Raw genomic sequence first — 25889 nt, forward strand, 5'->3', positions numbered from 1 at the left:
TTCGCCTGTCTGCGCCACCTCGCGCTGAACCTGCTGCGCAGCAATGGCGAGCGCAACATCGCCCAGGCGCTTTGGCGCAATGCCCTCTCGCTTGACCGCCTGCTCGGCTATGCGGGGGTGCTTCAGCAGTGAACAGCCCTGATGGCTTTTGATCCCGGTCTCGCGCAGCGCGTTCGAGAGGTTCTCGGCGATCGCCCGGGCGTCACGGAGAAACGCATGTTCGGCGGACTCGCCTTCCTGCTGGACGGGAAAATGTTCGTCGGCATTCTCCAGTCCACCCTGATGGCCCGGGTCGGTCCTGATGCGCACGAGGAAGCGCTGGCGCGGCCCCATGTGCGGCCCATGGATTTCACGGGCAAGCCGATGCGTGGCTACGTGTACATTGACCCGGCCGGTCTTGAAGAGGACCGGGACCTGACTGCATGGGTGCACCAGTGCGCCGCATTCGTCGAGTTGCTCCCCGAGAAGAAGGCCAGACCATAGACATGGACACCATCCCTTCGATCAAGGGCTACCACGCCCACGTGTACTTCAGCGCGGACACGATGGACCAGGCCCGCGCCCTGTGCGAAGCGGCTGCCCGGCACTTTCCGCTGGCAATGGGCCGGGTGCATGCGCAACCGGTGGGGCCGCACCCGGACTGGAGCTGCCAGCTCGCGTTCCGTGCGGCGCTGTTCGGCGAACTGGTGCCCTGGCTCAATGTGCACCGCAGCGGCCTGACCGTGTTCGTCCACCCGCTCACCGGCGACGAACTGGCCGACCACCGCGACCTCGCGATGTGGCTGGGCCAGAGCCGGCCGCTGGACTTGTCCCTCTTCAGCGCTGCCAGTGGCGCCTTGCCACCGACCTGACGGTACGATCCGGCCCACCATGTGCCGCAACATCCGTACCCTGTTCAATTTCGAGCCGCCCGCCACCGAGTTCCCATGAACATCACGCTGCGCGCCGTCACGCGCGACAACTTCGAGGACATCACCGATCTGGAGCTGCTCCCGCACCAGGAGGACTACCTCGCGAGCAACAGCTATTCGATCGCGCAGGCGAGCTTCTATCCCCACCTCCAGACCCGCGCCGTCTATGCGGACGAGACGCTGGTGGGCTTCATGATGTACGCCGTCCCGGTCGACGGCGGCGAGCCCGGCGCATACGGCATCTGGCGCTTCATGGTCGACGCGAAGCACCAGGGCCGCGGCATCGGCCGCCAGGCGCTGGCGCAGCTGATCGACGAGATCCGTGCAGACGGCGATGTGCGCCAGATCACCATTTCCTACCTGCCGGACAACGCCGCGGCGCAGCGCTTCTACGCCAGCTTCGGCTTTGTCGAGCGGGGCATCGACGACAGCGACGAGATGGTCGCCGTGCTGACCTGCGCCGCCTGAGGTTCAGCCGCGCGCCCGGTACTCCGAGAAGATGCCCAGTTCGACGTGCCGTTCCACGTCGAGCAGCCCGTGCGCGGCCAGCGTGTGCACCACCTCGGCGGGCGGCACGCAGGCCTCGATCGTGTCCCAGTAGTAGCGCCAGAGCATCGGCGTGGCCTCGGCCTTCGACACCAGCCGCGCCATCAGCGGCACGGCGCCGCGCATGTAGGCCTTCAGCAGCGCATTGCCCCAGCGGCTTTCGGCGCGCGTGATTTCCAGGATCAGCAGCCGGCCACCGGGTTTCAGCACGCGGCGGAACTCGGCCGCTGCCGCCGCAAAGTCGGCGATGTGGCGCAGCGCGTAGCCCATCACGACGAAGTCGGCGCTGGCGTCCGGCACGGGAATCGCCTCGGCACGGCCGATGCGGCACTCGACCGGCGTGTCGAACTGCGCCTCCTTCATCATCCCCGGGCTCGGATCGACGCCGATGAGGCGGTCCGGCTCGCCGGTGATGTTCAGGATCTCGCGCGACACCAGCCCGGTGCCCATGCCGACATCGACCACCTGCATGCCCTTGGCCAACCCGGCGCGCTGCAGGGCCTGCCGGCGGTACCACGAGCCGGTGCCCAGGCCGAGGATCTTCTCCAGCCGGTTGTAGTCGACGGCGGTGTCGTCGAAGGTGGCGCGCAGGAACGCCTCCCGGGCACCCGCGTCCCCGCTGCGGTAGTACGCCGGCAGCGGCGCATGGGGCAGGTGCACGAGCGATGAAGGGTCGTCGCGTGACGGAGTGGACGGTGGCGCCATGGTGGAGTGTCCCCAGGATTGCATGGAAGTTCGACCGATGGTAATCGGCCTGCGCCGTGCACCGCCGCCGAGTCTGATGCGTTTGGTAAAATCCAGGTTTCCTCTGACCGCAGCGCTTCCACCAGGACAGGCCGACATGACCACTGCCGACACCCCATTGCTTCAGGAAGTTGCCGCACTGCTGGTCGATGCGCTCAACCTCGACACCCCCGCGGCTGACATCGATCCCCAGGCCCCGCTCTACGGCGAAGGCCTCGGCCTCGACTCGATCGACATCCTCGAAGTGGCGCTGGTCGTCTCCAAGCGCTATGGTTTCCAGCTGCGCTCGGACGACGAGCAGAACGTGCGCATCTTCTCGTCGCTGGCGAGTCTGGCCGACCACATCGCCGCGCACCGCACGGTCTGAGCCGCGCATGGCGAAGCGCGGGCGACTCCTGCTGCTGGCGCTGGCGGCCCTCGGCACCGCGCTGGGCTCGCACTGGCTCATCACGCGGGCGGCGCAGTCCACCTTCGCGCCGCTGGTGCAGGGCGTGTTCCTCGCGCAGCACGCGGGCGTCCATGGCGCGCTGGCGCTGTGGTTCGCCACCACGCTGCGCCGTGGCCACCAGCCCCTGATTTCCACGCTGGCGCAGCGCGTGCACGGCCACCTGACACCGGCCATGGCGCACTACACGCGGCAGGTGACGCTGGCCTGGGTGCTGTACTTCGCGGCGATGGCGGCGGTGTCGCTGGGGCTGTACTTCGGTGGGCAGCTGCACGCGTGGTCGTTGCTGGTCAACGCCATCACGCCGGTGGCGACGCTGGCGATGTTCGTCGGCGAATACGGGCTGCGCTACCGGCTGCACCCGGAATTCGAGCGTGTGGGCTTCACCGCGGCGGCGCGTGCCTGGCGTCTGCACCAGGCGGACCGGCGGTCCCGCCCATGAGCGACTCGGACACCACCACCACCTTCCCGCTGCTGGCCGACGGGCCGGGCATCGACACGCCGCTGGCCTGGCGCTACGGCCAGCCGATCGCGCGGGCACAGTACCTGCGCGATGTCGCCGCCTTGGCTGCGACCTTGCCCGAGGGCGGACCGGTGCTGGCGATGACCGGCGACCGCTACCGCTTCGCGCTGGCGCTGGGCGCGGCGCTGGTGCGCGGGCAGGCGGGGCTGATGCCGCCGAACCACACGCCGGACATGGTCGAGCGGCTGCGCAGGCTGTTTCCGCAGGCCTATGTGCTGGCGGATGACGAGGCGCCGGCGATCGGGTTGCCGGTGGTGCGGCTGGTGGAGTCGGCAGGGTCGGTGGCGGGCGTGGGTTCCCGCGTGCGCGGGAATGACGGAAGCGTGCGGGTGCCGCGGATCGCGGGCGACCACGAGGCGGCGCAGGTGCTGACCTCGGGCTCGACCGGCGCGCCGATGCCGCATGGCAAGCGCTGGGATCTGCTGAACACCAACCTCTGCGCCGAGGCGGCTCGGCTGGCCGAGGCACTGGGACGGACCGATCTGCAGGGCGTGACCCTCGTCGGTACGGTGCCGGCGCACCACATGTACGGCTTCGAGTCGACCGTGTTGCTGGCGCTGCTGGGCGGGGCGGCGTTCGCGGCGGAGCGGCCGTTCTTTCCGGGTGACATCGTGCAAACGCTGGCCAGCGTGCCGCGGCCGCGGGTGCTGGTGACGACGCCGTTCCACCTGAAGACGCTGGTCGAATCCGGGTTGGCGCTGCCGCCGGTCGACCTGACGTTGTCTGCCACCGCGCCGCTGTCGCCACAGCTGGCTGCGCGTGCCGAGGCCGCGCTGGGCGGGCCGCTGGTCGAGATCTACGGTTGCACCGAAGCCGGTCAGGTCGCCACCCGGCGCACCACCGACGGCCCCGAGTGGCGCACCTTCGACGGCCTGATGCTGTCGGGCGACGGCGAACAGGTGGTGGTGCGCGGCGGGCACGTGCCGGTGCCGACGCCGCTGGCGGACGTGCTGGAGGTGCTGTCACCGACACGCTTCCGGCTGCTCGGCCGCTCGAACGACCTGATCAACGTCGCCGGCAAGCGCAGTTCGCTGGCGCACCTGAACCACCACCTCAACAGCATCGCCGGCGTGCAGGACGGCGCCTTCTGGCTGCCGCCGGACACGGGCGACGAGTCCGTCGTGCGGCTGGTCGCGCTGGTCGTCGCGCCGGAGCTGACGCGCGAGGCGCTGCTGGCGGCGCTGCGGCAGCGGGTGGACGCGGCCTTCCTGCCGCGGCAGGTGCTGCGTGTCGAGTCGCTGCCGCGGGACGGGACGGGCAAGCTGCCGGCGGCGCGGCTGGCGGCGCTGGCCGAAGCGCTGCTGGCGTCGCAGGGGCGCTCCGGTGGTTGAGCCGCGCTGCGTGCGTGTGGCCGTGCCGCGGGACCATCCCGCTTTCGACGGGCATTTCCCCGGTCGGCCGCTGCTGCCGGGGGTCGTGCTGCTCGCCCAGGTCTTCGAGGTGCTGCGGGCCGATCCCGAGGCGGCGGCCTGGCTCGGTGAGGTTCCGCGGCTGAGCGCCGTCAAGTTCGTCGCGCCGGTGCCGCCGGGCGCTGATCTGGACGTCTGCTGGACGCCGCCTGGCGACGGCGGCCGGCTGCGCTTCGAGGTGCGCCAGCACGCACCGGGCGACGACGCGGCGGGCGTGCTCGCGGCGACGGGCCAGCTCGACGCCAGCCCGGCCGTCCGATGACCGACCCCGCTGACTGGACGCACCAGCGCGAGCGCAGCAACCTGCTGGCGCTGCGCGTGATGCGCTGGGTCGCCACCACGCTCGGGCGGCGGGTGTCGCGGCTGGTGCTGCACCCGATTTCGTTGTACTTCCTGTGCTTCGGTGGCCCGGCGACAACGGCCTCGTCGGCATACCTGGCGCGGGTGCTGGGCCGCGCGCCGCGCTGGAGCGAGCGCTACCGCCACGTCCACCACTTCGCCGCGACCGTGCTCGACCGGGTCTACCTGCTGCGCGGGCAGTTCGACCAGTTCGAGGTGCAGGCCACCGGCGTGGAGCACCTGGACCGCGTGCTGCTGGAGGGCCGCGGCGTGCTGCTGGTCGGCGCGCACCTGGGGAGCTTCGAGGCGCTGCGGGCGCTCGGGCAGGCGCGGCGCGGGCTGCGGGTGGCGATGGTGATGTACGAGGACAACGCGCGCCAGATCAACGCCGCGCTGCGCGCCATCGCGCCGGACGCGGCGCTGCACGTCATCGGCCTCGGCCGGCTCGACGCGATGATGGCGCTGAGCGAATGGCTCGACGGCGGCGGCGTGGCCGGTCTGCTGGCCGACCGCACGCTCGCCGCGCCGCCTGGCGCCGGGGCGGCGCAACGGGCGCGCACGCAGCGCTTCGACTTCCTGGAACAGTCGGCGGCGTTCTCGGACGGGCCGTTCCGGCTGGCGGCGCTGCTGCGGCGGCCCGTGGTGTTCATGACCGGGCTCTACCATGGCGGCTGCCGCTACGAGCTGCGCTTCGCGCCGCTGGCCGATTTCACGCAGCGCCCGCCACGCGGTCCGGGCGCGCAGGCGGCGCTGGACGCGTCGATCCACGACGCGATGACGCGCTATGTGCGCCTACTGGAGGATCTGTGCCGTGAGACGCCGTACAACTGGTTCAACTTCTTCGACTTCTGGGCGGCGGGCGATGGTGGCGACGCTGTGCGCGCTGGTGCTGGGCCTGACACTACTGGTGTCGCCGAGCCGGGCGGCGGCGTTCGACCTTGATGCGCTGATGGCCAGCCTCGCCCAGGTGAAATCCGGCGAAGCCACCTTCACCGAGAAGCGCACCGTCTTCCAGCTCGACCAGACGCTCGAATCGAGCGGCCGCCTGAGCTTCGCCGCCCCCGACAGCTTCACCCGCGAGACCCTCAAGCCGCGCCGCGACCGCATGGCCGTCGTCGGCAACCAGCTCACGGTGAGCCAGGGCAGCCGCAGCCGCTCGACCACGCTCGACTCGGTGCCCGAGGCGGTCGTCATCGTCGAGGCGATCCGCGGCACGCTCACCGGCAACCGCGAGACGCTGGAGCGCTACTTCACCACGCAGCTCCTCGGCGGCGCCGAGCGCTGGAGCCTGGACCTCGTGCCGCGCGACGCCCGGCTGCGCGGGCAGGTGGCGCAGGTGCGTGTCAGCGGCCGGCAGGGCCAGTTGCGCGAGGTGCAGATCACGATGACCGACGGCGACCGCTCGGTGATGCAGATCGAGCCGGTGACCGCCGAGCGCAGCCCGTGAGCGGCCTGCGGTCCCGGGCGCTGTGGGGGTGGTTGGCGCTGATGGCGCTGGCGGTGTGGGGCTGCGTGCGGGCGACCTACGTGGCCGACCTGTCCGCCTTCCTGCCCGCGGCGCCAACCGGCGAGCAGCGTGTGCTGATGGCGCAGCTGCAGAACGGCGCGACCGCGCGCGTGCTGATGATCGGCCTGCGCGGCGGCGAGCCGGCGCAGCGGACCGAGGCCTCGCTGCAGCTGGCCGAGGCGCTGCGTGGCAGCGGCCTGTTCGAGGCGGTCCACAACGGCGACCACGCCGCGGACGCTGCTACTGGCGAGTTCCTGTTCCGCCACCGCTACCTGTTCAGCCCTGCAGTCAGCGCCGAGCGTTTCACGGTGGACGGCCTGCGCGAGGGCATCGCCGACACCGTGGCGCTGCTGGGCACGCCAGCCGGCGTGCCACTCAAGCCGCTGCTCTGGCGCGACCCGACCGGCGAGACGGTGCGCATGGCCGAGGCGATGCTGCCCGCGAACGCGCCGCGCAGCGATGGCGGCGTGTGGGTGTCGCGCGAACAGCCGCGGGCGCTGCTGCTGGCGACGGTGCGTGCGGACGGTGGCGATCTGGACGGGCAAGCGAAGGCGCAGGCGCTGGTGCGCGGGCGTTTCGCTGCACTGGCGGCCACCGCACCGGGCCTGACGCTGGAGCTGAGCGGGCCGGGCGTGTTCGGTGTCGCGTCGCGCACGCGCATCCAGGGCGAGGTCGAGCGTCTGGCCACGGCCGGCACGGTGGCGATGGTCGTGCTGCTGCTGGTGGCGTTCGGTTCGCTGCGGGCGCTGGGCATCGCGCTCTTACCGGTGGCCAGTGGCGTGTTGGCGGGCATCGCCGCGGTGGACCTCGGCTTCGGGCAGATCCACGGCATGACACTCGGCTTCGGCACCACGCTCATCGGCGAGGCGGTCGACTACGCGATCTACTACCTCGTGCAGGCCCGTGCGGGCGGCCACACGCAGTGGCAGCGCACGCGCTGGCCGACGGTGCGGCTCGGGTTGTGGACTTCGCTGGCGGGGTTCGCGGCACTGGCGTTCTCGGGCTTCGCAGGGCTGGCGCAACTGGGCGTGTTCTCGATGAGCGGACTGGTGGCGGCGGCGCTGACCACGCGTTACCTGCTGCCCGTGTTCGCGCCGCAGGGCAGCCCGGGGCAGGGTCTGCGCGTGGCGCTCGGGCGGATGACGGCGACGCTGTGCGCGGCCTTGCCCCGCTGGCGCCGGCCGCTGCTGTCGTTGACGCTGGTCGCGGCCGGCCTGCTGGCGGTGCTGCCGTCGCCCTGGCGCGGCACGCTCGCGGCGCTGAGCCCGGTGCCGGCCGACGCCCTGGCGCTGGACGCTGCGTTGCGCGCCGACCTGGGTGCCTCCGAAGCCGGCACGCTGGTCGCCATCGAGGCGCCGGACGAGGCCACCGCGCTGCAGCGCGCCGAACAGGCCGGCGCCCGGCTCGATGCGCTGGTGGCGCAGGGCGCCTTGCTGGGCTACGACTCGCCTGCGCGGCTGCTGCCGAGTCCGGCGACGCAGCTCGTCCGCCGCGCCGCGCTGCCCGAGGCCGGTGTCCTGCGTGAGCGGCTGGCGCAGGCCACGGAGGGCGGGCCGCTGCCGGCCGCGAAGCTCGGCGCGTTCATCGACGAGGTCCAGGGGCAGCGCCCACTGGCTCCGGTCACGCTGGCCGATCTGAAGACCGCAGCGCCCGCGCTGGCCAGCGCCGTGCAGGCGCAGCTCACCCCGGGCGGTGCGGGGCAGCCGTGGACGGTGCTGATGAACCTGCAGGCCCCGCCCGGCGCGCAGGGCGTGGACGCGGCGCGGCTGCGCACCGCCTTGCACGACCTGCCCGAGACCCGCATCGTGCAGATCGGCGCCGAGCTGGACGCGCTCTACGCCCACTACCTGCAGCAGGCGCGCTGGCAGGCCGGTCTTGGCGCGCTGGCGGTCGTGGCGCTGCTGGCGTGGCACCTGCGCTCGGCGCGGCGGCTCGGGCGGGTGCTGCTGCCGCTGGCGGCCAGCGTGGTGCTGGTGCTGGCGGGGCTGACGCTGTCCGGGCAGGCGCTGGGCATCCTGCACCTGGTGGGGCTGCTGCTGGTGGCCGCGGTGGGGTCGAACTACGCGCTGTTCTTCGACCACCTGCAGGCGGTGGCCGGCCTGGGCGCAGCCGATGGTCCCGACGCCGACACGCTGGCCTCGCTGCTGATGGCCAACGTGACCACCGTCGTCTCGTTCGGCCTGCTCGCCACGGCCTCGGTGCCGGCACTGGCGGCGGTCGGGCAGGCGGTGGCACCGGGGGCGCTGCTGGCGCTGGTCCTGTCGGCCACCTTCATGCCGGCGCAGGGGCGGCATGGGAGAATCGACCACCCGCAGACCCCTGCGCGTGCCCACTGACCCGTCCCTGTCCATGCCCGTCATGCCGCCGCCGCCTCGATCGCCATCGATGTCTCCGACGCCCTGGCCGCTGCCGCCGCTGCTGCAAGCCAGCGCGGCCCTCCACCTGGGCGCCGTCCTGCTCCTGCTGACCGCACCCGCCCGCTGGCCCTGGGTGCTGGCGGCGCTGGTGCTGAACCATGGGGTGCTCACCGCCTGCGGACTCTGGCCACGCTCGACCGCGCTCGGCACCAACCTGCTGCGCCTGCCGCCCGAGGCGGTCGCGCGGCGCGAGGTGGCGCTGACCATCGACGACGGCCCCGACCCCGAGGTCACGCCCGCCGTGCTCGACCAGCTGGACGCGGCGGGTGCGAAGGCCACCTTCTTCTGCATCGCCGACCGCGCGGCGGCGCACCCCGCGCTGCTGCACGAGATCCGCCGCCGCGGCCACAGCGTGCAGAACCACAGCCAGCACCACCGCCACACCTTCTCGCTGCTCGGCCCGCGCGGCTTCGCCCGCGAGCTGGAAGCCGCCCAGTCCACCTTCACCACGCTGACCGGCGAGGCGCCGACGCTGTTCCGCGCCCCGGCCGGCCTGCGCAATCCCTTCCTCGCGCCCGTGCTGCACCGCCTGGGCCTGACGCTGACGAGCTGGACCCGCCGCGCCTACGACACCCGCACCGCCGATCCGCAGCAGGTGCTCGCCCGCCTGACCCGCGGGCTGGCGGCCGGCGACATCCTCTTGCTGCACGATGGCCACGCCGCCCGTCTGCCCGATGGCCGTGCGGTGATCCTGGCCGTGCTGCCGGCGCTGCTGGACATGGTCCGGCAGGCCGGGCTGCGGCCGGTGACCGTCCCCGAGGCGCTGCGAACCACCCCATGAACACGATGTCGATTCCCTTGCCGAGGCTGCCCGCCGATGACCTCGCCTGGCGCGCCCTGCTGGACCGCGCCAGCGCGCCGTACCGACCCGCCGGCCGCTACGCCTGGCATTTCGCGCGTGGCAAGCTGGGGCTGGACCCGGTGTTCCGCCATCTGGTCGAGGCGGGTCTCGTGCCTGCGGGGGCGCGGGTGCTCGACCTGGGCTGCGGCCAAGGCCTGCTGGGCAGTCTGCTGCAGGCCTGCGGACCCGTGCGCTACACCGGCATCGAGCTGCAGGCGCGGGACGCCGAGCGTGCACGCGTGGCGCTGGGCGCGTCCTCGGGTGCGGCGATCGTCTGCGGGGATGTGCGGACGCAGGACTTTCCGGCGTCGGACACGGTGGTGCTCCTCGACGTGCTGCACTACCTGCCGGCCGCGGCGCAGGAGGCCGTGCTGGCGCGGGCCTGTGCGGCGCTCGCGCCTGGCGGGCGGCTGCTGCTGCGGGTGGGTGACGCCGAGGCGCGGCGGGGATACGCTGTCAGCCGCTGGGTCGACCGGGTCGTGAGCGGCCTGCGGCGGGGCGCACCCCCGGTGCAGGGCCGCCCGGTGTCGGCGTGGACCGAGCGGCTGCGCGCGCTGGGCCTGCAGGTCGAGGCGCGGCCGATGAGCCAGGGCACGCTGTTTGCCAACGTGCTGCTGGTGGCGCAACGCCGCGAAGGGGCGGCCGCATGACGCCGTTGCCCAGGGGGCCCTTGCCCATCACCCACGCCACGCTCACCACCGCGCTCGGCGCCGGCTGCGCGGCCCATGCCGACGCGGTGGCTGCCGGCCGCTCCGGCCTGCAGCCCTGTGTCTTCGGCGACGTGACGCTGCCCGGCTGGATCGGCGCCGTCGACGGGCTGGACGCCGTGGCCTTGCCTGCCGGCCTGTCCGACTTCGACTGCCGCAACCACCGCCTCGCCTGGCTCGGGCTGCAGCAGGACGGCTTCGTCCAGGCCGTGGCGGCAGCCCGGGCCCGCTGGGGAGCCCACCGCGTGGCCGTGCTGCTCGGCACCAGCACCTCCGGCATCCTCGACACCGAACTGGCCTACCGCCACCGCGGCGCCGATGGCGCGCTGCCGGCCGATTTCCACTACGCGCAGACGCACAACACCTGCGCGCTGGCCGACTTCGTCCGCACCGTGCTGGGTGTCACCGGGCCGGCCTGGGTCGTCTCCACCGCTTGCTCGTCGAGCGCCAAGGTCTTCGGCGACGCGGCGCGGCTGATCGACGCCGGCTGGGCCGATGCCGCCGTCGTCGGCGGCGTGGACAGCCTGTGCCTGACGACGCTGTACGGTTTCCATTCGCTCGAACTGCTGTCGCCGGAGATCTGCCGCCCCTGGGATGCCGGGCGCAGCGGCCTCTCGCTGGGCGAGGCGGCGGCGTTCGCGCTGCTGCAGCGCGAGGCGGTGCCGGGCCAGGCGCCGGCCGGCCACCTGCTCGGCGTCGGCGAGAGCAACGACGGTCACCACATGAGTTCACCCCACCCCGAAGGCCTCGGTGCCATCGCCGCGATGCGCCAGGCGCTGGCCGAAGCGGGCCTCGTGCCCGCGCAGATCGACTACATCAACCTGCATGGCACCGCCACGCCGAACAACGACGCCGCCGAGGACCAGGCCGTGCGCGCCGTCTTCGGGGCGACCGTGCCCTGCAGCTCCACCAAAGGCGCCACGGGCCACACGCTGGGCGCGGCGGGCGGCGTCGAGGCGGTGCTGTCGCTGCTGGCGCTGCGCGACGGGCGGATGCCGGGCGGGCTGAACCTGCGCACGCGCGATCCGGCCCTGCACGCGGCTTACCTGACCGAGAACCGGCTGGCGCCGCTGCAGCGGGTGCTGAGCAACTCGTTCGGCTTCGGCGGTTCGAACGCGAGCCTCGTGCTGGGGGCGGCGTGATGGCGGTGGCCACCCTTTCCGTCGTGGTGCAGGGCGTCGGCCTGGTCGGGCCGGGGCTGGTGTCGTGGTCGGCGGCGCAGGCGGTGCTGCAGGGCCATGCGGCGTACGCTCCGGCGGCCTCGGTGGTTCCGCCGTCGCAGCGGCTGCCGGCCGCCGAGCGCCGCCGTGCAGGGACCGCGATCAAGACCGCGATGTCGGTGGCCGACGCCGCCTGTGCCGATGCGGGAGTCGATCCGCAGACCCTCGGCAGCGTCTTCACCTCGTCCAGCGGCGACGGTGCCAACTGCCACACGCTGTGCGAGACGCTCGCCAGCCCGAACCCCGCCGACCGGCTGGTGTCGCCGACCCGCTTCACCAACTCGGTCCACAACGCGCCCGCGGGCTACTGGCACATCGCCGTGGGCAGCCGCGCCGCCTCGACCAGCCTGTGCGCCTTCGACGCCAGCTTCGGCGCCGGCCTGATTGCCGCGCTGACGCAGGTGCACGCCGCAAGCGCGCCGCTGTTGCTGGTGGCCAGCGACACGCCGTACCCCGAGCCGCTGCACACGCTGCGCCGCCTGCCCGACACGCTGGGCGTGGCGCTGGTCCTGGCGCCCGTGCCCGCGCCCGGGCTCCCGCCCGCGACCGGAGCCACCTTGCGCGTGGTGCTGTGTCCGGCCGACCAGGCGCCGCCGGAAACGCCGTGCCGCGAGGCCGCGCTGGAGACGCTGCGCCAGCAGATCCCTGCGGCGCGGGCGCTGCCGCTGCTCGAAGCGCTCGCCCGGGGCGAAGCGGCCACGGTGGTGATCGCCGCGGCGGCGCCACTGGTGCTGGTGATCGAGGTGGTGCCGGCATGACCGCGGCCGCGGCGCCGCTGCTGGACGCGGCCGGCATCCGCGCGCTGGTGCCGCACGCCGGCCGCATGTCGCTGCTCGACACGCTGCAGGCCTGGGACGCGGCGACGATCCGCTGCACCGCCACCGGCCACACCGCACCCGACCATCCACTGCGCAGCGCGGGTGGCCTGCTCGCGCCCGCCGCCATCGAATACGCAGCGCAAGCCGCCGCGCTGCATGGCGGGTTGACCGCATCGGCGTCCGGCGCAGGCGCGGGCGTGCGGGGCGGCATGCTCGCCAGTGCGCGCGCGGTGCAGTTCCACCGGCTGCGCCTCGACGATCTGCCCGGCCCGCTGACCATCACCGCCGAGCGCCAGGCGGGCGACACGCGCCAGTGGCTCTACGCCTTCACCGTCACGCACGGCGGCCAGCCCGTCGCCGAGGGCCGGCTGACGGTCGTCCTCGAACCCGAACCCGAACCCGAACCCGAGTCTTTCCCATGAAACGAGCCCTCGTCACCGGCGCCAGCGGCGACCTCGGCCGCGCCATTGCGCAGCGGCTGGCCCGCGACGGCTTGCACGTCATCGCCCACGCCAACACCCGCCTGTCGGAAGCCGAGGCCGTGGCCGCGCAGATCCGTGCGGACGGTGGCTCGGCCGAAGCGGTGGCCTTCGATGTCACCGACGCCGCAGGCAGCCTCGCCGCGCTGACCGCGCTGCTGGAGGCCGGTCCGGTCCAGGTGCTGGTCAACAACGCCGGCATCCACGACGACGCGGTGTTCCCCGGCATGCGCGCCGAGCAGTGGCACCGGGTGATCGACGTCTCGCTGAACGGCTTTTTCCATGTCACCCAGCCGCTGACGATGCCCATGATCCGCACCCGCTGGGGCCGCATCATCAGCCTCAGCTCGGTCGCGGCCGTGGCGGGCAACCGCGGGCAGGTCAACTACGCCGCCGCCAAGGGCGCGCTGCACTCGGCGAGCAAGGCGCTGTCGATGGAGCTGGCCAGCCGCGGCATCACGGTCAACGTGGTCGCGCCCGGCATCATCGCCTCGGCGATGGCGGACGCCGCCTTCGACGCCAAGGCCATCGCCCAGCTGGTGCCGGCCAAGCGCGCCGGCACGCCCGATGAAGTCGCTGCGCTGGTCGCCTTCCTCGCCGGGCCGGACGCCGGCTACATCAGCGGGCAGGTGATTTCGGTCAACGGCGGGATGGTCTGAACGCCGCTCAGCTCAGGACCGGATTGCTCCCCGGCAGCGCCTTCGCAGCCGTTTTTGCCACCCCTGCAAACTGCGAACCGGTGATGTCCGCGGCGCTCCAGCCGCGGTTGATGTCCAGGCCCGTGAGCTGAAAGTCGTGCACCGGCAGGTGCGGGATGGGCTTGCGCAGGCGCTCCTGGAAGCGGGTCGGCCACTCGACGCCCTGGATGTTCTGGAAATCCGACACATCCACCTCGGCGACCGCGCCGCGCGTGGACTCCAGCCCTTCCAGCGTGAAGCGCACGCGCCGCATCAGCCGGGTGCGCCGGTCGATGCAGAGCACGAGCTGCTCCACCGGCGAGAAGCCCAGCCCCGGCGCCAGCCGCACCATCAGCCGCTCGCAGGCGTAATCGCCCACCTGCTCCAGCCCGGCCAGCTTCATCACGTGCGGCCGGTCGACCAGCGCCAGCGGGCCGAGCAGGAAGAGCCGGTAGCCATCGGCCACCAGCGCCGAGGCGTGGCGCAGCGGCTCGTCCGTGGTGGGGCGGCCGTTGTACCAGACCTGCACGTCGCCGGTGCCCGCATCCTGGCCCATCCGGCGCACGACCTGCTTGTGGCCGCTCGGGCCGACGTGGGTCTGGGCGATCAGGCCCTCGGCCGGCAGCAGCCGCTCCTGCGAGCTGCCGCGAAAGCGCGTGTCGGTGAGTTCTGGCTGGATGCGGCCGATCAGCGCACGCCACTCGCCCGTGTAGCTGACGTTGAGGTCTTTCACCCGGCGCCAGGCGGGCAGGCCGTGTGCGGCGGCACAGTCGTTGAACAGCGCCAGCGCGGACGGATCGGTGGTTTCCTTCGCCTCTATCGGCGACAGCGGGGCCGATGCGCAGCCGCCCAGCGCGCCCAGCGCTGGCAGCAGCGGGGCAAGCGCGGCGGCGGCCAGAACGCGTCGGCGGGAGGAATCGGCAGTGTCTCGGCTCATTCGGACCTCTTGGGTAGGTGGGCTGCCAGTGTGCCCATCGGGCGCAGACCTGACCAGCAGCGCACCTGAAAGATTCCCGCAATTCGGTATCTGGAACGATGCGGGACCACGGAGTGCCTGCTCAAGGTCCGAGCAGGTGGAATGGCGGACGCCGTCTCAGCCGGCGAGCCACCAGCCACGGCAGGCGCAGCACGAATTCCAGCATCAGCCGGCTGTGCATCCAGGTCAGCAGCGCGTTGTCGCGCACATAGTGGAAGTGCGAGACCCCGCCGTCCTCCGGGCGCAGGTATTTCACCGGCGCATCCACATTGATCGGCGCCACGCCGCGCCACGCCAGCCGCACCACCGCCTCGGTGTCGAAGTCGAAGCGCCGCATCCACGGCTGGCGGTGCATCACCGCGATCAGCTCGGCGACCGGGTAGACGCGGAAACCGTAGAGCGAGTCGCCGATGCCGGCGCCCAGCGTTTCCAGATCGGTCCAGCCATTGGAGATGCGCCGTCCGCGCACGCGCAGCAGTGGCGCCGAGGCGTCGAACACCGGTTTGCCCAGCACCATCGCGTCCGGCTGCGCCTGCGAGCGCTGCATGAACGCGGGAATCAGATCGGCCGGGTGCTGGCCGTCGGAGTCCATCGTCAGGGCGTGGGTGATTCCGGCGTCACGGGCGGCGAGCAGGCCGGTCAGCACGGCCGCGCCCTTGCCGCGGTTCTCGGGCAGCACGATCAGGTGGAGCTGTGCGTCCTGCGCAGCCATCGCGCGCAGGCCGTCGGCGGTGCCGTCGTCGCTGCCATCGACCACGACCCAGACCGGCGCCCACTGCGCGCGGGCCTCGCGCACGGTGTCGTAGACCTTGGCGCCGGTGTTGTAGCTGGGGATGACCACCGCGTGGGTGGGTGAACGCGTGGGCGTCGGCTGGGAGGAGGTCACGGCGCGAGTTCCTGGGTGAAATAGGTTTCCAGCCGCTGGCGCAGGGCTTCGTGGTCGGTGCCCGGTTCGGGCGCGAAACGCTCGCCCAGCCGCACGCGGAACACCATCGGCAGCGGTGGCAGGCGCCACAGCGGCCAGCCCTTGCTGGCGTAGGGCGAGTCGGTCTCGATCAGCACCGTCTGGATCGGCACACCCGCCCGTTGCGCCATCAGCGTGATGCCGGGCAGCAGCGGGTGGATCTGCGTTGGCGAGGGGCTGCGCGTTCCCTCGGGGAAGAGGACGAGGTGGTCGCCCGCCTTCAGCCGCTCGACGGCGCCGCGGATCATCTGCCGCGGCGAGTCGTTGGCGATGTAGCGCGCCAGCCGCGAGCCGGCGCCGAGGAACACGTTGTTCATCAGCGATGCTTTCATGATGCACACCGTGCGCGGCACGCGGGCGATGATGATCAGCGCGTCGAGCAGGCTCGGGTGGTTCGCCGCGATGATCAGCCCGCCCGGCTCGTCGCGCAGCACCGCCAGCGCCGCGTTGTCGATGCGCAGCAGGCCGCCCAGGCGTGCGCTGGCCCAGAAGATCCGGTAGACCCACGACACGCCGGATTGCCCGACCGCCCGGCCGCGCGCTTCGGGCAGCAGCGGGTACAGCACCACCGCCACCAGGTTCCAGGCCAGCGAGATCACGCCGAGCCAGCACAGCATCACCAGCAGCCACGGTGTGACCAGCAGGCGGACCAGCCAATGGGGAGGGCGTCGCGGCTCAGTCATCTGAACGCGCTTCTTCATCGGAGCGGGCCAATACCCAGACCACGGCCACACCCGCCGACACCGCCTGGCGCTGACGCACCAGCGGGCTGTCGGCAAACGCGGCTCCCTCCAGCCGCTCATGGCGCACGAACGCACCGACCCAGGTGCGGTCGAACCGCTGCGACACCGCCGCCACGGCCTGCCAGCCAGCGTAGCCGCTGCGGGCGGTGTAGGTGGGGCGCGAGGCTGTCGCATCCACCGCCGACACGCCGTAGAAATGGCCGTGCAGCCGCTGCGAGCCCCATTTCGGGCCAACTTGCAGGCCCAGGTTCCAGCCGGACGACCAGCGCGGCAGGTCCAGATTCAGTGTCGGGGTCAGCACGGTGCCGAGCACCGGTGCCCCGCGTTTCAGGCCGATGACCGCGCGCAGCGGCAGGGACGCATCGAGTCGGGCCGATCCGTCCGCGGCCTTCCAGACCGACGCACTGAGCTTGGGGCCGAGTTCGAGTGTCGCTGGCAGGTCGGCCATGCCGAGCCGGGCCGGATTGTCGTGGTTGCGCACCGGCGCGGAGGCGTGGGCGCTCAGGTTCAGCGCCCAGTCCGGCGTGTCGATCAACACGGCGCGCGCGCCCTCGCGGTCCGCGCGCAGCCACTGGCCGCGGTAGACGAAGAAGGGCAGTGGCAGCCGGTAGTGGTGCGATACGTCGGCGCCGACGTAGTCCGGCAACTGCACCGCCGCGGCGCCCACGCCCAGCTCCCACAGGGGCCGGCGAGGTCCGCCCTGGTCCGATTCGGCCCGGACGGGCAGGGCGGCCAGCGCCGCGGCGAGTGCCGAGGTCAGTGCGAGCCAGGCCCGCAGGTGGTGGGCGTCGTTCATCGGGGCGCATCTCCGTGGCATTCGATCTCGACGAGCAGTTCGCTGCGGCAGACATCGGCCTGCAGATAGACCGCCCCGCGCGCGGCCGGCGAGTCGGCGCCCACCGCCTGCGCGAACACCGTGCGCACGGCGTCCAGATCGGCGGCGTGGCGCACGTAGACGGTGTGCGCGCATTGCGCCAGCGCGAAGCGAGCTGGAGTTTGGTCGTGTGCCGCGTCGAGCACGGCACGCAGGTTGCGCAGCGTCTCTTCGGTCTGCTGCACGACGTCGCCGGGGTGGACGGAGGCATGGCCGACGATGCTGGCCGTGCCCGAGACGAACAGCATCTCGTGCCCCGGCGCCAGCGTGACCAGCGCCGCGCGCGAGAAGGTCGGGCTGCGCGGGCCGTAGGTGGCGGGGTAGTGGTAGGCGCTGGTCTGGCGCGGGTTTTCGACCGGGCGCGGCGCCTGCGGGCCGGCCAGAAAGGCCAGCGTCATCGGCCCGCCCGCGGTGCCCAGCGCACAGGCGGCTGGCGCGCCGTCGAAGGCCGCGGCGCCCGCGTCCAGAAACGCCTGCTGGCGCCCGATGTTGAAGTGGCGGTAGACCTCCAGTCCGTCCAGCGCGGCATTCAGCCGGGGCAGGTAGTTCCAGAGCTTGAGCAGATGGCGCCCGCCGTGTGCGTGCAGCGTGCGGAACAGGTCGGCGTAGAGCTGGTGGGTCATCGCCTGCAGCGCCGTGCCGGTAGCGGGCACCGGGAGACTGGCTTCGCCGTAGAGCCACAGGCCGTCGTCACTGTGGCGGATCAGCCCGGTCTCGCCCGTGCGGACCGGGTGGGTGCTGATCCAGCGTTCCGTGACGGTTTGCGCCGGACGCAGCAGTGGCGGCAGACCGCCCGCGCCCGCGCCTGCGCCGGGGAACAGGTGGCGCTGGCCGAGCACGTGGACGCCCGCGGCGCGGGGCAGGTCGGCGTGGTGGGTCCGACGTTCGAACAGCAGGCTCACGCGGTGGCCGCCTCGGCATCGCGGAGGTGGTGCCGCCGCTGCCGCCAGGCCCGCCAGGTGCGCAGGGGGTGCGCCAGCGAGACCAGCCAGTACAGGCTCTTGAACGCGTTCAGCGGGCCGCGGAAGCGTGTGGCGCCGTAGATGTCGCCGGCCAGCACCGTCAGCAGCGCCTCCTTCATCCGCAGCGGATTCTGCGGCGCCATGAAGAACTCGCGCATCGTCGGGTTGGTGACGCGGAAGATGAACCAGCTGAACTCCTTCGGCCCGGCGCGCATGAAGGTCTCGAAGGCGGCGCGCTCGACGGTGCAGGCCGAGGGGTGTTTGTCGAGTGTGGCTTCCACGAGCGGCAAGGCGGCATAGGCGCTCTGCATCGCGAGGTAGACACCCGAGGAGAACACCGGGTCGATGAAGGCGAAGGCGTCGCCGAGCAGGGCGTAGCGTTCGCCGGTGCAGTGGTTGCCGGTGTACGAGTAGTTGCCGGTGGCGTGGACCTGATCGTCGATCAGCGTCGCATCTTTCAGCCGGTCCGCCAGTTCCGGGCACAGGGCGATCGTGTCATGGAAGAAAGCGGGCAAGGGCTTGTCGCGCGATTTCAGGTAGTGTGGCCAGCAGACGGCGCCGACGCTGGTGGTGCCATCCGCGAGCGGGATGAACCAGAACCAGCCATGCGCGAACCACAGGATCGTGATGTTGCCTTCCTGCTTGCCTTCGAGGCGGCGGGCGTTCGTGAAGTGGCCGTAGAGCGCTGAACTCGCGTGGTCCGGATGCTTCTGCTTCGACTTGAACTTGTTCGCCAGCAGCGTGTCGCGCCCGGTGGCATCGACGACATAGCGGCAGCGCCAGGTTTGCCGCGTACCGGCGTCGGATTCGATCTCGACGTTGGCGCCGTCGCCGTCGAACTCGACCTGGCGGGCGCGGTGGCCTTCCAGCGCCGTCGCGCCGGCCTTTGCGGCGTTGCGAAACAGGATCTCGTCGAGATCGGCACGGCGCACCTGCCACGCATACGGCATCGACTTGTCCAGCGCGTCGCCGAACTCCAGGTAGCTGCGGTGCGCGTGGTTCTGCGACACGAACTCGACGCCCCATTTCGGCATGCCGATCGCCTCGACCTCGGCGCGCACGCCCAGATCATCGAACAGCGAGACGTTCGCCGGGAGCAGCGATTCGCCGATGTGGAAGCGGGGGTGATGCGCCTTCTCGATCACGGTGACGCTGCGGCCTTGGCGCGCGAGCAGGGTGGCGAGCGTGGAACCGGCTGGACCACCGCCGATGATCAGCACATCGCATCGCTTGGGAGCGAGACTGTCGATCTGGTCAGCGGGCGATTGCAGGTGGGTCATTGCGGAAGGGAGTCGATAAGACGAGCGTGATTTTAGGGTGGGGGGATGCGTTACAGTTTTCACGCTCGGCGCATGTACACAACACGAGACGGACCCCATGAAACTCGCCCTCATCACCGACATCCACGCCAACCGCGAAGCCTTCGAAGCCTGCCTCGAACAGGCGCACCTGCATGGCGCCGACCGGCTCGCCTTCCTCGGCGATTTCGTGGGCTACGGCGCGGATCCGGCATGGGTGGTGGAGCAGGTGCGTGACCTCGTGTCACAGGGGGCGATCGCCGTGCGCGGCAACCACGACGAAGCCGTCGCCCGCGGCCCGAGCGACCACTTGGTCGAGGACGCCCGCCGCGCCGTCGAGTGGACCCGCTCGCAGCTCACGCCCGTCCAGCTCGATTTCCTTGGCGCGCTGCCCTACATGCGCGAAGACCTGGGCTGCCTGTTCGTCCACGCCAACGCCTACGCACCGCCCGCCTGGGACTACATCCTTGGCCGCAACGAGGCCGTGCGCAGCATGATGGCCACCGAGGCGCGCCACACCTTCTGCGGCCACGTCCACCAGCCCGCCCTCTACCACCTCTCCAGCACCGGCAAGATCGCCAACTTCACGCCCGTGCCCGGCGTCGCGGTGCCGGTGCCGGGGCATCGGCAGTGGCTGGCGCTGCCTGGATCCTGCGGCCAGCCGCGTGACGGCAATCCGGCCGCAAGCTGGGCGATGTTCGATCTGGCGCGGCTGACGCTGACCTTCCACCGCGTGCCCTACGACCACGACGCCACCGCCGCCAAGATCATCGCCGCCGGCCTGCCGCGCGCGCTGGGCGACCGGCTGCACCAGGGGACTTGAGATGGGCGGCGGCATGGTGAATTTCTCGGCCGGCGAGATCGTCGACGGCTTTCTGCTGGAGGAACGGCTGCACCAGGGCGGCATGGCCAGCCTGTGGCGCGTCACCCATCCGGAACACCTCGGGCCGATGCTGATGAAGGTGCCGCGCATCAAGGGCGGCGAGGATCCCGCGACCATCGTCGGCTTCGAGGTCGAGATGATGATCCTGCCGATGCTCAAGGGCGTGCACGTGCCGCGCTTCATCGCCAAGGGGGATTTCGCGACCCGGCCCTATATCGTGATGGAGCACATCGCCGGCGACTCGCTGCGCCCGAAGCTGGACGGCCCGCCGCTGCCGATCGACGAAGTGGTGCGCATCGGGGCGCGGGTGGCGATCGCGCTGCACGATCTGCACCGCCAGCACGTCATCCACCTCGACATCAAACCGAGCAACATCCTGTTCCGCCCGGACGGCAAGGCGGTGCTGGTCGACTTCGGCCTGAGCCGGCATGACCACCTGCCGGACCTGCTCGACGAGGAGTTCAATCTGCCGATGGGCACGGGGCCGTACATGTCGCCCGAACAGGTGCAGTTCCTGCGCAGCGAGCCACGCTCGGACCTGTTCGCGCTCGGCGTGATGCTCTACCACCTGACCACCGGCCAGCGCCCCTTCGGCTCGCCCGACAGCGTGCGCGGCCTGCGCGAGCGGCTTTACCAGCAGCCGATCGCCCCGCGCCGCCACCGCCCGGACTGTCCGCCGTGGCTGCAGGAGGTCATCCTGCGCTGCCTGGAAGTCAAGGCCGACCAGCGCCACCCGAGCGCGGCGCACCTCGCCCACGACCTGCTGCATCCCGACCAGATGCCGCTGACCGAGCGCGCCACCCGCGACAGCGTGCCCAGCAAGCTGCAGACCTGGCGGCGCTGGTTCACGGCCCTGGGCGCCGAGCCCTCGGTGCGCGGCACGGTGGGTGACCAGCTCAAGCGGGCGCCGATCATCCTGGCCGCGGTCGATGTGGAAAACGCGGCCGAGCCGCTGCTGGACCTGCTGCGCGAGACGGTGCGGCGCATCGTCGCGACCGAGCCGGGGGCGCGGCTGGCGTGTGTGGCAGTGATGAAAACCAACCGCATCGCCATGGACGACCTGACCGACGCACAGGGCCAGAGCCTGCACGTCAAGCAGCTCGTTGGCCTGAAGCACTGGGCGCGGCCGATCGCGCAGGCGCTGCACCTGGGCACCGGGCGGCTGACCTTCCATGTGCTGGAGGCGCCGGACGTGGCCACCGCGATCGTCGAGTTCGCCCGGCGCACGCACGTCGATCACATCGTCATGGGTGCGCGGGCCAGTTCGGTGCTGCGGCGCTACCTGGGCAGTGTGTCGTCCGAGGTGGTGGCCCAGGCGAATTGCACGGTGACGGTGGTGCGGGTGCCGTCGGCGCAGGGCGAGGTGGAGGAGGGCTGAGCACCGCTCGCCCCACCCGCCACTCCCGCCCCACGGCGGGCCTGTCCGTCAGGGCAGCACGATCTGCCGCGGCGTCAGGCTGTCGCTGGTCGTGCCATCGCCGAACTGCGCCCAGGCGTTGCTGCCCCAGGCCCACAGGGTGCCGTCGGACTTGATGCCGAAAACGTGGTCGCCCTGGCCCAGGATCTTCCGGAAATCCGCCCCGATCCGCTGCGGGGCGGCGATGCTGGGTGTCGTCGTGCCGTCGCCCAGCTGCCCGAAGGCGTTGGCGCTCCAGCCCCAGGCGCTGCCGTCCTTCCGGAAACCGAAGGCAATGTTCGACGCGCCGCTGGCGGTCGGCTCGTCACTCTGGATGGCCACGAACCCCGGATCGATTGCCATGGGGCTGTACAGGTTGCCGCTGCTCCCGGTGAGGGCCGCGGCATTTTTCCCCCAGACCCAGACCTCGCCGCCGGTTCGGGTGGCGATGACCCGGTCTCCGCCAATGAGCGAGATGGCGTGGTAGTCGCTGCCGATTTTCTGTGGCGAGAGCGCGGCGGTGTTGGTGCCATTGCCCAGGATGCCCGTGGCTTGGTCGACCGAACTGCTGGTCGTCGAATTGCTGCCCCAGCTCCAGAGGCTGCCGTCCAGCTTCAGCGCGACGGTCGAGGTGCTGTTGCTCTGGATGCTGGCGTATCCGGTGCCGATGGCCTTGGGCGCCAGGATGTCGGTGGTGCTGCCATCTCCCAGCACACCGGACGCATTGCCGCCCCACGCCACCAGGGTGCCGTCCTTCTTCAGCGCCAGCACCGCGGGCGCTGCCGTGGAATTGGCGTAGCGGCCCAGGCAGAGCAGACTGGCGTAGCCATTGCCGATGGTCTTTTCGGCGGTGACGGCGAAGGTGGTGCCGTCCCCCAGCTGTCCGTTGGCATTGCCGCCTTTCACCCAGACGCTGCCGTCCTTGCGCAGCGTGACCGTGCTGTTTTCCGGACTGCCGGTGCTGCAGGCCTGTTTGAAGCTGTCCTTCGCGATGGTCGCGGTCAGCTTGCCAGTGCGAGAGACGGTCTGGAGCTTGACGGTGCCGGTGACGCCGGTTTTCAGCAGCACCCGGATCTCCTGGTCGCTGTTGGGAATGAACCGCGCAAGGGTGGTGTCCTTGAACAGCAGGGTCGGGATGCCGCGCGTGCTGGCATTCCAGAACCAGACGGTGCCGTCGCCTCGCAGGGTGTAGAGGGTGGAGTTATTCTTGTCTTCAGGCAGGTAGTGTTCGAAGACATCCACGATGACCCTCGGGTCGGCCGCGCCCGCGACGGAAATGGCATGCCGGGTCAGCCGGGTGGTGCCGGTCGTGGGCAGCGTCGTGGGGCAGACGCCCGCCACCGGGGCGCTGCGCTGCAGATACCCGACCACTTCGGTCTGGGTGACCGAACCGGTGAGCCCAAGGGTGTACTGCTCGCCCTTGAGCACCTTGACGGTGGTGGTCGCGACCAGTTTCCCGTTCTGGTAGAGCTTGCCGGCGGAGGCCGACATGCACTGGCCGGCATCGTCGCTCCCGGCCACATAGACCGGCGACTTGTTTTCCGCGGTCGCCGCCACATTCACGGCCTCGCTCTTCAGGCGGTCGATGACCTTGTCCTCACCGCCTGAGCTGTCCACCCATTTGGACAGGGCTGCGGCCGTGTACGTGGTGGTGGTGTAGAAACGGTTGAGATTGGCGGCGAGCCGGTCGAAGTCCACGGCCTTGTAGGCGGCGCTCAACTGGGGCGCCAGCGGCGCGGCGAATTTCGGCGAGTTGTTGATCAGGCCATCGTCCGCCAGGTCTTTTTCGAACTGGTTGATGAAGCGGGTGATGCCGCTGCCGGTGACGCCGATCTGCGTGACCACGGCCGACAAGGCGGTCAGCATCTGGTCGGCATTGCGGTTCTTGCTCAGGTCCAGCTCGCCGAAACTGGCTGGTTGGGTGCCACCGGCCAGCAGTTCGGCGCTGTTGTAGATGGAAAAGGCGGCGAGCACCTCGCGCTGCGCCTGCGCCCGCGCGGCGGAAAACAACATGGGCCCGCTCGGCTGGGTGATGAGCGTCCGGATGCGGGCATTCGACAGGTCGGTCAGCAGATTGACGTTGATGGCCCGGTCGACCGACAGATCGCTCATGCCGCGCAGCGTCACGGTGTCGTCGGAGACCTGGCCGGTGAGTTCATCGAGGTAGTAGCCCGTGGCCGTGGCTTCCAGCAGCCGCTGCTTGAACACGGTATTGGCGGGCTGGAAGGATCCGTAGTCGTCGCGGATCTCGAAGTTGTAGCTGGTGCCGAGCGGCACCATGGTGACCGGGTTCAGCTCGTTGATGCTGACCGAGGAACCCATCGTCAGCGGGCCCTTCTGCACGACGCCGCTGTCGACCTGGTAGCCCAGATCCGTCCGCGTGACGTTATCCCCCGCGCCACCGCCACCGCCACAGCCGCTGAGTGCTGCGCCAAGAACGAGGGTGATCGACGCGGTGGCCGTTGGTCGCAGGCCGAGGGCAGGACGGTGGGTGGGTCTGGGCACGATAGTCGCTCTCTTGCATTGCGGAAATAGCGGATGCGCGTGGCTATCTATCGGGGATTGACTCCCATTCTTGAGCGTGGGCACCGGGTCTTGCCGATTTACGCTGCGGAGGCTCCCTGCCGTCGCACGAACGCCGTCAGCCGCTCTCCGTCCAGCAACTGGATCGCCACCCGCCCCTGGTTGGCGCGGATGATGTGGCTGACCCAGTGCGCGCCGCCGAGCGGGTTGGGCACCACGGCGTGGTCCTCGATCTCGGCGACGGCGTGGAGTTCGTCCACCAGCAGGCCGCAGGTGTGCGTGCCGACGCGCAGCACGAGGACCTGGCCGTCGCCGTGGGCCGGGGCGCGGCCGAGCAGCTGTGCGAGGTCGTGGACCCAGACGTAGCCGCTCTCGCCCGCCGCCTGCCGGGAGACCATGCCGACGCAGCTCCCGCCGCGTCCCTGCGCCATGCGGCGCATGTCACTGGCCGACACGGCTTCCAGCACATGGCGGGCGTGCAGCGCCATCAGCTGGCCATCCAGCCAGAAGGTGGCATATTCCTGCGCCGCACCGTGCTCGGTCTGCGTGGTGTCCAGCAGCACATCGTCCGCGCGCTCGGCCGTGTCGTGGGACTGGACGGCACCGAAGTGGCGGATCACCACGGCCTGCACGTCGTCGCGGTGGCCGTCCGAGGTCTTGAACTCGCGGTAGCCGGCCGAGGTCGAGCTGGCGACCACCGCGTACTGGCCGGCGTGCACGCCGATCTGGGCCTCGAACTGTCCGCGCGCCGCTGCGGTGGCCGTGCCCGGGTGTTGCCAGGCGCTGCCGACCGGGTGGTCCGGGTGGGTGCTGGCCAGCACGCGGCCCTGCGGCGAGACGAACAGCGCGTGCGTGTCCGCCTTGAGGGCGACAGCGCCGTCCAGCATCGCGCGCAGCTCCGGCGCGCTGTCGAACACCAGGCCGATGCCGCCGATCACCCGCTTCGGGTCCTGCGGATGGCGGATCGCGGCGTGGTAGACGTAGGTGGCGGCGTCGGCGTAGAGCGGGTGCGGGCCGAAGCCTTCGACGTGGTAGCTCTGCGTGTCGGACAAGGCCATCACCCGCGCGAGCGTGCCCGGCGCGACGGGGGCGCCGTCGGGCAGCGGCGCGCCGGTGCTGACCAGGACCGTGCCGCGGGCGTCGTAGAGGTACAGGCGCGTGTAGACGGTGTAGAGGCTGTTGATGTAGCCGAGCACCTGCGCCATGGTTTGACAGGCTGCCGCGTCCGGCGCGGCCATGCCCTGGCGCAGCTCCGGGTTCAGTGCCCACCAGCGGCAGTCGTCGGCGCGTTCGTAGAGGTTGCGGTCGAGCAGGTCCACCAGCAGCCGCGCCGTGTAGCCGGCCTGGGTGAGGCCGGTGCCGAGCACGGTCTGGTAGAGCGCGTCGATCGACTCGCGGAACAGCTTGCTGCTGCGGTGGCCGGTCTCGCTGATCTGCTCCAGGACGGTCTTGAGCTGGGTCATGTCGCGGCCGCTGCCCGCGGTCATCACCTGGCCGTTCCAGACGATGCGCTGGATGCGCTGGGCCGCAACCATGATGTCGTGCAACGGGGCTTTGTTGCACAACCCACCCAGCCGGCCGGTGGTCGAGCGGTGAGGTAGGCTGACGGGATGAGCAAGCCGGCGAAGAAGAAGTACACGACGAAGAACTGGTCGCCCTACACGAAGGCGCTGAGAGCCAGGGGGTC

At 71.2% G+C, this 25889-nt stretch carries 28 protein-coding genes; 19 read left to right on the forward strand and 9 right to left on the reverse strand.

The features are described 5' to 3' along the window. The first annotated feature begins 141 nt into the window (after positions 1–141). The 4 genes from RMP06_RS08640 to RMP06_RS08650 are packed head-to-tail and all read left to right on the forward strand — an operon-like array spanning position 142 to position 1379. Positions 142–483, forward strand: a complete 342-nt coding sequence (locus tag RMP06_RS08640; RefSeq protein ID WP_310461368.1) for a TfoX/Sxy family protein — start codon at positions 142–144, stop codon at positions 481–483. Positions 484–485: 2 nt separating this feature from the next. After that, the gene (locus tag RMP06_RS08645) at positions 486–851 is read left to right on the forward strand and encodes a DOPA 4,5-dioxygenase family protein (RefSeq protein WP_310461369.1); all 366 of its coding nucleotides are present in this window, start codon (positions 486–488) and stop codon (positions 849–851) included. A gap of 19 nt (positions 852–870) precedes the next feature. Further along, positions 871–930, forward strand: a complete 60-nt coding sequence (locus RMP06_RS21455; protein ID WP_409050132.1) for a DUF2277 family protein — start codon at positions 871–873, stop codon at positions 928–930. After that, positions 927–1379 (forward strand): GNAT family N-acetyltransferase, encoded by a 453-nt coding sequence (locus RMP06_RS08650; RefSeq protein WP_310461370.1) that lies wholly within the window; start codon positions 927–929, stop codon positions 1377–1379. Before RMP06_RS21455 ends, RMP06_RS08650 begins: the two co-directional genes overlap by 4 nt. A gap of 3 nt (positions 1380–1382) precedes the next feature. Here the strand turns inward: RMP06_RS08650 and RMP06_RS08655 are convergent, their stop codons facing one another. Continuing rightward, positions 1383–2162 carry a class I SAM-dependent methyltransferase gene (locus RMP06_RS08655; protein WP_310461371.1) on the reverse strand — a complete coding sequence of 260 codons (780 nt, stop codon included), beginning with the start codon at positions 2160–2162 and terminating at the stop codon, positions 1383–1385. Positions 2163–2298: 136 nt separating this feature from the next. Here RMP06_RS08655 and RMP06_RS08660 point away from each other — a divergent pair, with 136 nt between their 5' ends. The 13 genes from RMP06_RS08660 to fabG are packed head-to-tail and all read left to right on the forward strand — an operon-like array spanning position 2299 to position 13565. Beyond that, entirely contained in the window at positions 2299–2568 is a 270-nt protein-coding gene (locus RMP06_RS08660; RefSeq protein ID WP_310461372.1) for a phosphopantetheine-binding protein, read from the forward strand. Positions 2569–2575: 7 nt separating this feature from the next. Continuing rightward, positions 2576–3088, forward strand: coding sequence for a COG4648 family protein (locus RMP06_RS08665; protein ID WP_310461373.1), 513 nt, complete (start codon positions 2576–2578; stop codon positions 3086–3088). Continuing rightward, complete coding sequence (locus tag RMP06_RS08670) at positions 3085–4500, forward strand: AMP-binding protein (protein WP_310461374.1); 1416 nt, start codon at positions 3085–3087, stop codon at positions 4498–4500. The genes RMP06_RS08665 and RMP06_RS08670 overlap by 4 nt, the downstream gene beginning before the upstream one ends. Further along, positions 4493–4840 (forward strand): ApeI family dehydratase, encoded by a 348-nt coding sequence (locus tag RMP06_RS08675; RefSeq protein ID WP_310461375.1) that lies wholly within the window; start codon positions 4493–4495, stop codon positions 4838–4840. The genes RMP06_RS08670 and RMP06_RS08675 overlap by 8 nt, the downstream gene beginning before the upstream one ends. Further along, positions 4837–5859, forward strand: a complete 1023-nt coding sequence (locus RMP06_RS08680; RefSeq protein ID WP_310461376.1) for an LpxL/LpxP family acyltransferase — start codon at positions 4837–4839, stop codon at positions 5857–5859. Before RMP06_RS08675 ends, RMP06_RS08680 begins: the two co-directional genes overlap by 4 nt. Continuing rightward, positions 5780–6364, forward strand: a complete 585-nt coding sequence (locus RMP06_RS08685; RefSeq protein WP_409050131.1) for a LolA family protein — start codon at positions 5780–5782, stop codon at positions 6362–6364. Before RMP06_RS08680 ends, RMP06_RS08685 begins: the two co-directional genes overlap by 80 nt. After that, a complete protein-coding gene (locus RMP06_RS08690) occupies positions 6361–8760 on the forward strand; it encodes an MMPL family transporter (protein WP_310461378.1) in 2400 nt (799 codons plus the stop codon). The genes RMP06_RS08685 and RMP06_RS08690 overlap by 4 nt, the downstream gene beginning before the upstream one ends. 49 nt (positions 8761–8809) lie before the next feature. Then, the gene (locus tag RMP06_RS08695) at positions 8810–9622 is read left to right on the forward strand and encodes a polysaccharide deacetylase family protein (protein WP_310461379.1); all 813 of its coding nucleotides are present in this window, start codon (positions 8810–8812) and stop codon (positions 9620–9622) included. Then, the gene (locus RMP06_RS08700; protein WP_310461380.1) at positions 9619–10332 is read left to right on the forward strand and encodes a methyltransferase domain-containing protein; all 714 of its coding nucleotides are present in this window, start codon (positions 9619–9621) and stop codon (positions 10330–10332) included. Before RMP06_RS08695 ends, RMP06_RS08700 begins: the two co-directional genes overlap by 4 nt. Next, positions 10329–11531, forward strand: a complete 1203-nt coding sequence (locus tag RMP06_RS08705) for a beta-ketoacyl-[acyl-carrier-protein] synthase family protein (RefSeq protein ID WP_310461381.1) — start codon at positions 10329–10331, stop codon at positions 11529–11531. The genes RMP06_RS08700 and RMP06_RS08705 overlap by 4 nt, the downstream gene beginning before the upstream one ends. After that, positions 11531–12367, forward strand: coding sequence for a beta-ketoacyl synthase chain length factor (locus RMP06_RS08710; protein ID WP_310461382.1), 837 nt, complete (start codon positions 11531–11533; stop codon positions 12365–12367). Before RMP06_RS08705 ends, RMP06_RS08710 begins: the two co-directional genes overlap by 1 nt. Continuing rightward, positions 12364–12849: a hotdog family protein gene (locus RMP06_RS08715; RefSeq protein WP_310461383.1), complete on the forward strand. Its 486-nt coding sequence runs from the start codon at positions 12364–12366 to the stop codon at positions 12847–12849. The genes RMP06_RS08710 and RMP06_RS08715 overlap by 4 nt, the downstream gene beginning before the upstream one ends. Further along, positions 12846–13565: a 3-oxoacyl-ACP reductase FabG gene (fabG, locus tag RMP06_RS08720; protein WP_310461384.1), complete on the forward strand. Its 720-nt coding sequence runs from the start codon at positions 12846–12848 to the stop codon at positions 13563–13565. Before RMP06_RS08715 ends, fabG begins: the two co-directional genes overlap by 4 nt. Before the next feature lie 7 nt (positions 13566–13572). Here the strand turns inward: fabG and RMP06_RS08725 are convergent, their stop codons facing one another. The 6 genes from RMP06_RS08725 to RMP06_RS08750 all read right to left on the reverse strand — a co-directional run bounded on the left by RMP06_RS08725 (position 13573) and on the right by RMP06_RS08750 (position 19382). Further along, positions 13573–14520: a hypothetical protein gene (locus tag RMP06_RS08725; protein WP_310461385.1), complete on the reverse strand. Its 948-nt coding sequence runs from the start codon at positions 14518–14520 to the stop codon at positions 13573–13575. Between the two features lie 121 nt (positions 14521–14641). Next, the gene (locus RMP06_RS08730; RefSeq protein WP_310461386.1) at positions 14642–15445 is read right to left on the reverse strand and encodes a glycosyltransferase family 2 protein; all 804 of its coding nucleotides are present in this window, start codon (positions 15443–15445) and stop codon (positions 14642–14644) included. Then, positions 15442–16206 carry a lysophospholipid acyltransferase family protein gene (locus RMP06_RS08735; protein WP_310461387.1) on the reverse strand — a complete coding sequence of 255 codons (765 nt, stop codon included), beginning with the start codon at positions 16204–16206 and terminating at the stop codon, positions 15442–15444. The genes RMP06_RS08730 and RMP06_RS08735 overlap by 4 nt, the downstream gene beginning before the upstream one ends. After that, positions 16199–17062 carry a MipA/OmpV family protein gene (locus tag RMP06_RS08740; protein WP_310461388.1) on the reverse strand — a complete coding sequence of 288 codons (864 nt, stop codon included), beginning with the start codon at positions 17060–17062 and terminating at the stop codon, positions 16199–16201. The genes RMP06_RS08735 and RMP06_RS08740 overlap by 8 nt, the downstream gene beginning before the upstream one ends. Then, a complete protein-coding gene (locus tag RMP06_RS08745; RefSeq protein ID WP_310461389.1) occupies positions 17059–18042 on the reverse strand; it encodes a chorismate transformation FkbO/Hyg5 family protein in 984 nt (327 codons plus the stop codon). The genes RMP06_RS08740 and RMP06_RS08745 overlap by 4 nt, the downstream gene beginning before the upstream one ends. Then, the gene (locus RMP06_RS08750) at positions 18039–19382 is read right to left on the reverse strand and encodes an NAD(P)/FAD-dependent oxidoreductase (RefSeq protein WP_310461390.1); all 1344 of its coding nucleotides are present in this window, start codon (positions 19380–19382) and stop codon (positions 18039–18041) included. The genes RMP06_RS08745 and RMP06_RS08750 overlap by 4 nt, the downstream gene beginning before the upstream one ends. 97 nt (positions 19383–19479) lie before the next feature. On the opposite strand from RMP06_RS08750, the gene RMP06_RS08755 reads away from it, so the two are divergent. Next, on the forward strand, positions 19480–20223 hold the full coding sequence (locus RMP06_RS08755; protein WP_310461391.1) for a metallophosphoesterase family protein: 744 nt from the start codon (positions 19480–19482) through the stop codon (positions 20221–20223). A 1-nt stretch (position 20224) separates the two neighbouring features. Beyond that, entirely contained in the window at positions 20225–21661 is a 1437-nt protein-coding gene (locus RMP06_RS08760; protein WP_310461392.1) for a serine/threonine protein kinase, read from the forward strand. Positions 21662–21709: 48 nt separating this feature from the next. Here the strand turns inward: RMP06_RS08760 and RMP06_RS08765 are convergent, their stop codons facing one another. Both RMP06_RS08765 and RMP06_RS08770 read right to left on the reverse strand, forming a co-directional pair. Beyond that, the gene (locus RMP06_RS08765; protein WP_310461393.1) at positions 21710–24184 is read right to left on the reverse strand and encodes an RCC1 domain-containing protein; all 2475 of its coding nucleotides are present in this window, start codon (positions 24182–24184) and stop codon (positions 21710–21712) included. Between the two features lie 98 nt (positions 24185–24282). After that, entirely contained in the window at positions 24283–25749 is a 1467-nt protein-coding gene (locus RMP06_RS08770) for a chemotaxis protein CheW (RefSeq protein WP_310461394.1), read from the reverse strand. Positions 25750–25889 lie beyond the last annotated feature (140 nt).

The organism is Sphaerotilus sp., from assembly GCF_031429695.1.
GTDB lineage: Bacteria > Pseudomonadota > Gammaproteobacteria > Burkholderiales > Burkholderiaceae_C > Sphaerotilus.

Bases quoted from the DNA above. Each gene is read 5' to 3' on its own strand.
- RMP06_RS08640 (WP_310461368.1), top strand. From the start codon at position 142: ATGGCTTTTGATCCCGGTCTCGCGCAGCGCGTTCGAGAGGTTCTCGGC.
- RMP06_RS08645 (WP_310461369.1), top strand. From the start codon at position 486: ATGGACACCATCCCTTCGATCAAGGGCTACCACGCCCACGTGTACTTC.
- RMP06_RS08650 (WP_310461370.1), top strand. From the start codon at position 927: ATGAACATCACGCTGCGCGCCGTCACGCGCGACAACTTCGAGGACATC.
- RMP06_RS08655 (WP_310461371.1), bottom strand. From the start codon at position 2,162: ATGGCGCCACCGTCCACTCCGTCACGCGACGACCCTTCATCGCTCGTG.
- RMP06_RS08660 (WP_310461372.1), top strand. From the start codon at position 2,299: ATGACCACTGCCGACACCCCATTGCTTCAGGAAGTTGCCGCACTGCTG.
- RMP06_RS08665 (WP_310461373.1), top strand. From the start codon at position 2,576: ATGGCGAAGCGCGGGCGACTCCTGCTGCTGGCGCTGGCGGCCCTCGGC.
- RMP06_RS08670 (WP_310461374.1), top strand. From the start codon at position 3,085: ATGAGCGACTCGGACACCACCACCACCTTCCCGCTGCTGGCCGACGGG.
- RMP06_RS08680 (WP_310461376.1), top strand. From the start codon at position 4,837: ATGACCGACCCCGCTGACTGGACGCACCAGCGCGAGCGCAGCAACCTG.
- RMP06_RS08685 (WP_409050131.1), top strand. From the start codon at position 5,780: ATGGTGGCGACGCTGTGCGCGCTGGTGCTGGGCCTGACACTACTGGTG.
- RMP06_RS08695 (WP_310461379.1), top strand. From the start codon at position 8,810: ATGTCTCCGACGCCCTGGCCGCTGCCGCCGCTGCTGCAAGCCAGCGCG.
- RMP06_RS08700 (WP_310461380.1), top strand. From the start codon at position 9,619: ATGAACACGATGTCGATTCCCTTGCCGAGGCTGCCCGCCGATGACCTC.
- RMP06_RS08705 (WP_310461381.1), top strand. From the start codon at position 10,329: ATGACGCCGTTGCCCAGGGGGCCCTTGCCCATCACCCACGCCACGCTC.
- RMP06_RS08710 (WP_310461382.1), top strand. From the start codon at position 11,531: ATGGCGGTGGCCACCCTTTCCGTCGTGGTGCAGGGCGTCGGCCTGGTC.
- RMP06_RS08715 (WP_310461383.1), top strand. From the start codon at position 12,364: ATGACCGCGGCCGCGGCGCCGCTGCTGGACGCGGCCGGCATCCGCGCG.
- fabG (WP_310461384.1), top strand. From the start codon at position 12,846: ATGAAACGAGCCCTCGTCACCGGCGCCAGCGGCGACCTCGGCCGCGCC.
- RMP06_RS08725 (WP_310461385.1), bottom strand. From the start codon at position 14,520: ATGAGCCGAGACACTGCCGATTCCTCCCGCCGACGCGTTCTGGCCGCC.
- RMP06_RS08735 (WP_310461387.1), bottom strand. From the start codon at position 16,206: ATGACTGAGCCGCGACGCCCTCCCCATTGGCTGGTCCGCCTGCTGGTC.
- RMP06_RS08740 (WP_310461388.1), bottom strand. From the start codon at position 17,062: ATGAACGACGCCCACCACCTGCGGGCCTGGCTCGCACTGACCTCGGCA.
- RMP06_RS08750 (WP_310461390.1), bottom strand. From the start codon at position 19,382: ATGACCCACCTGCAATCGCCCGCTGACCAGATCGACAGTCTCGCTCCC.
- RMP06_RS08755 (WP_310461391.1), top strand. From the start codon at position 19,480: ATGAAACTCGCCCTCATCACCGACATCCACGCCAACCGCGAAGCCTTC.
- RMP06_RS08760 (WP_310461392.1), top strand. From the start codon at position 20,225: ATGGGCGGCGGCATGGTGAATTTCTCGGCCGGCGAGATCGTCGACGGC.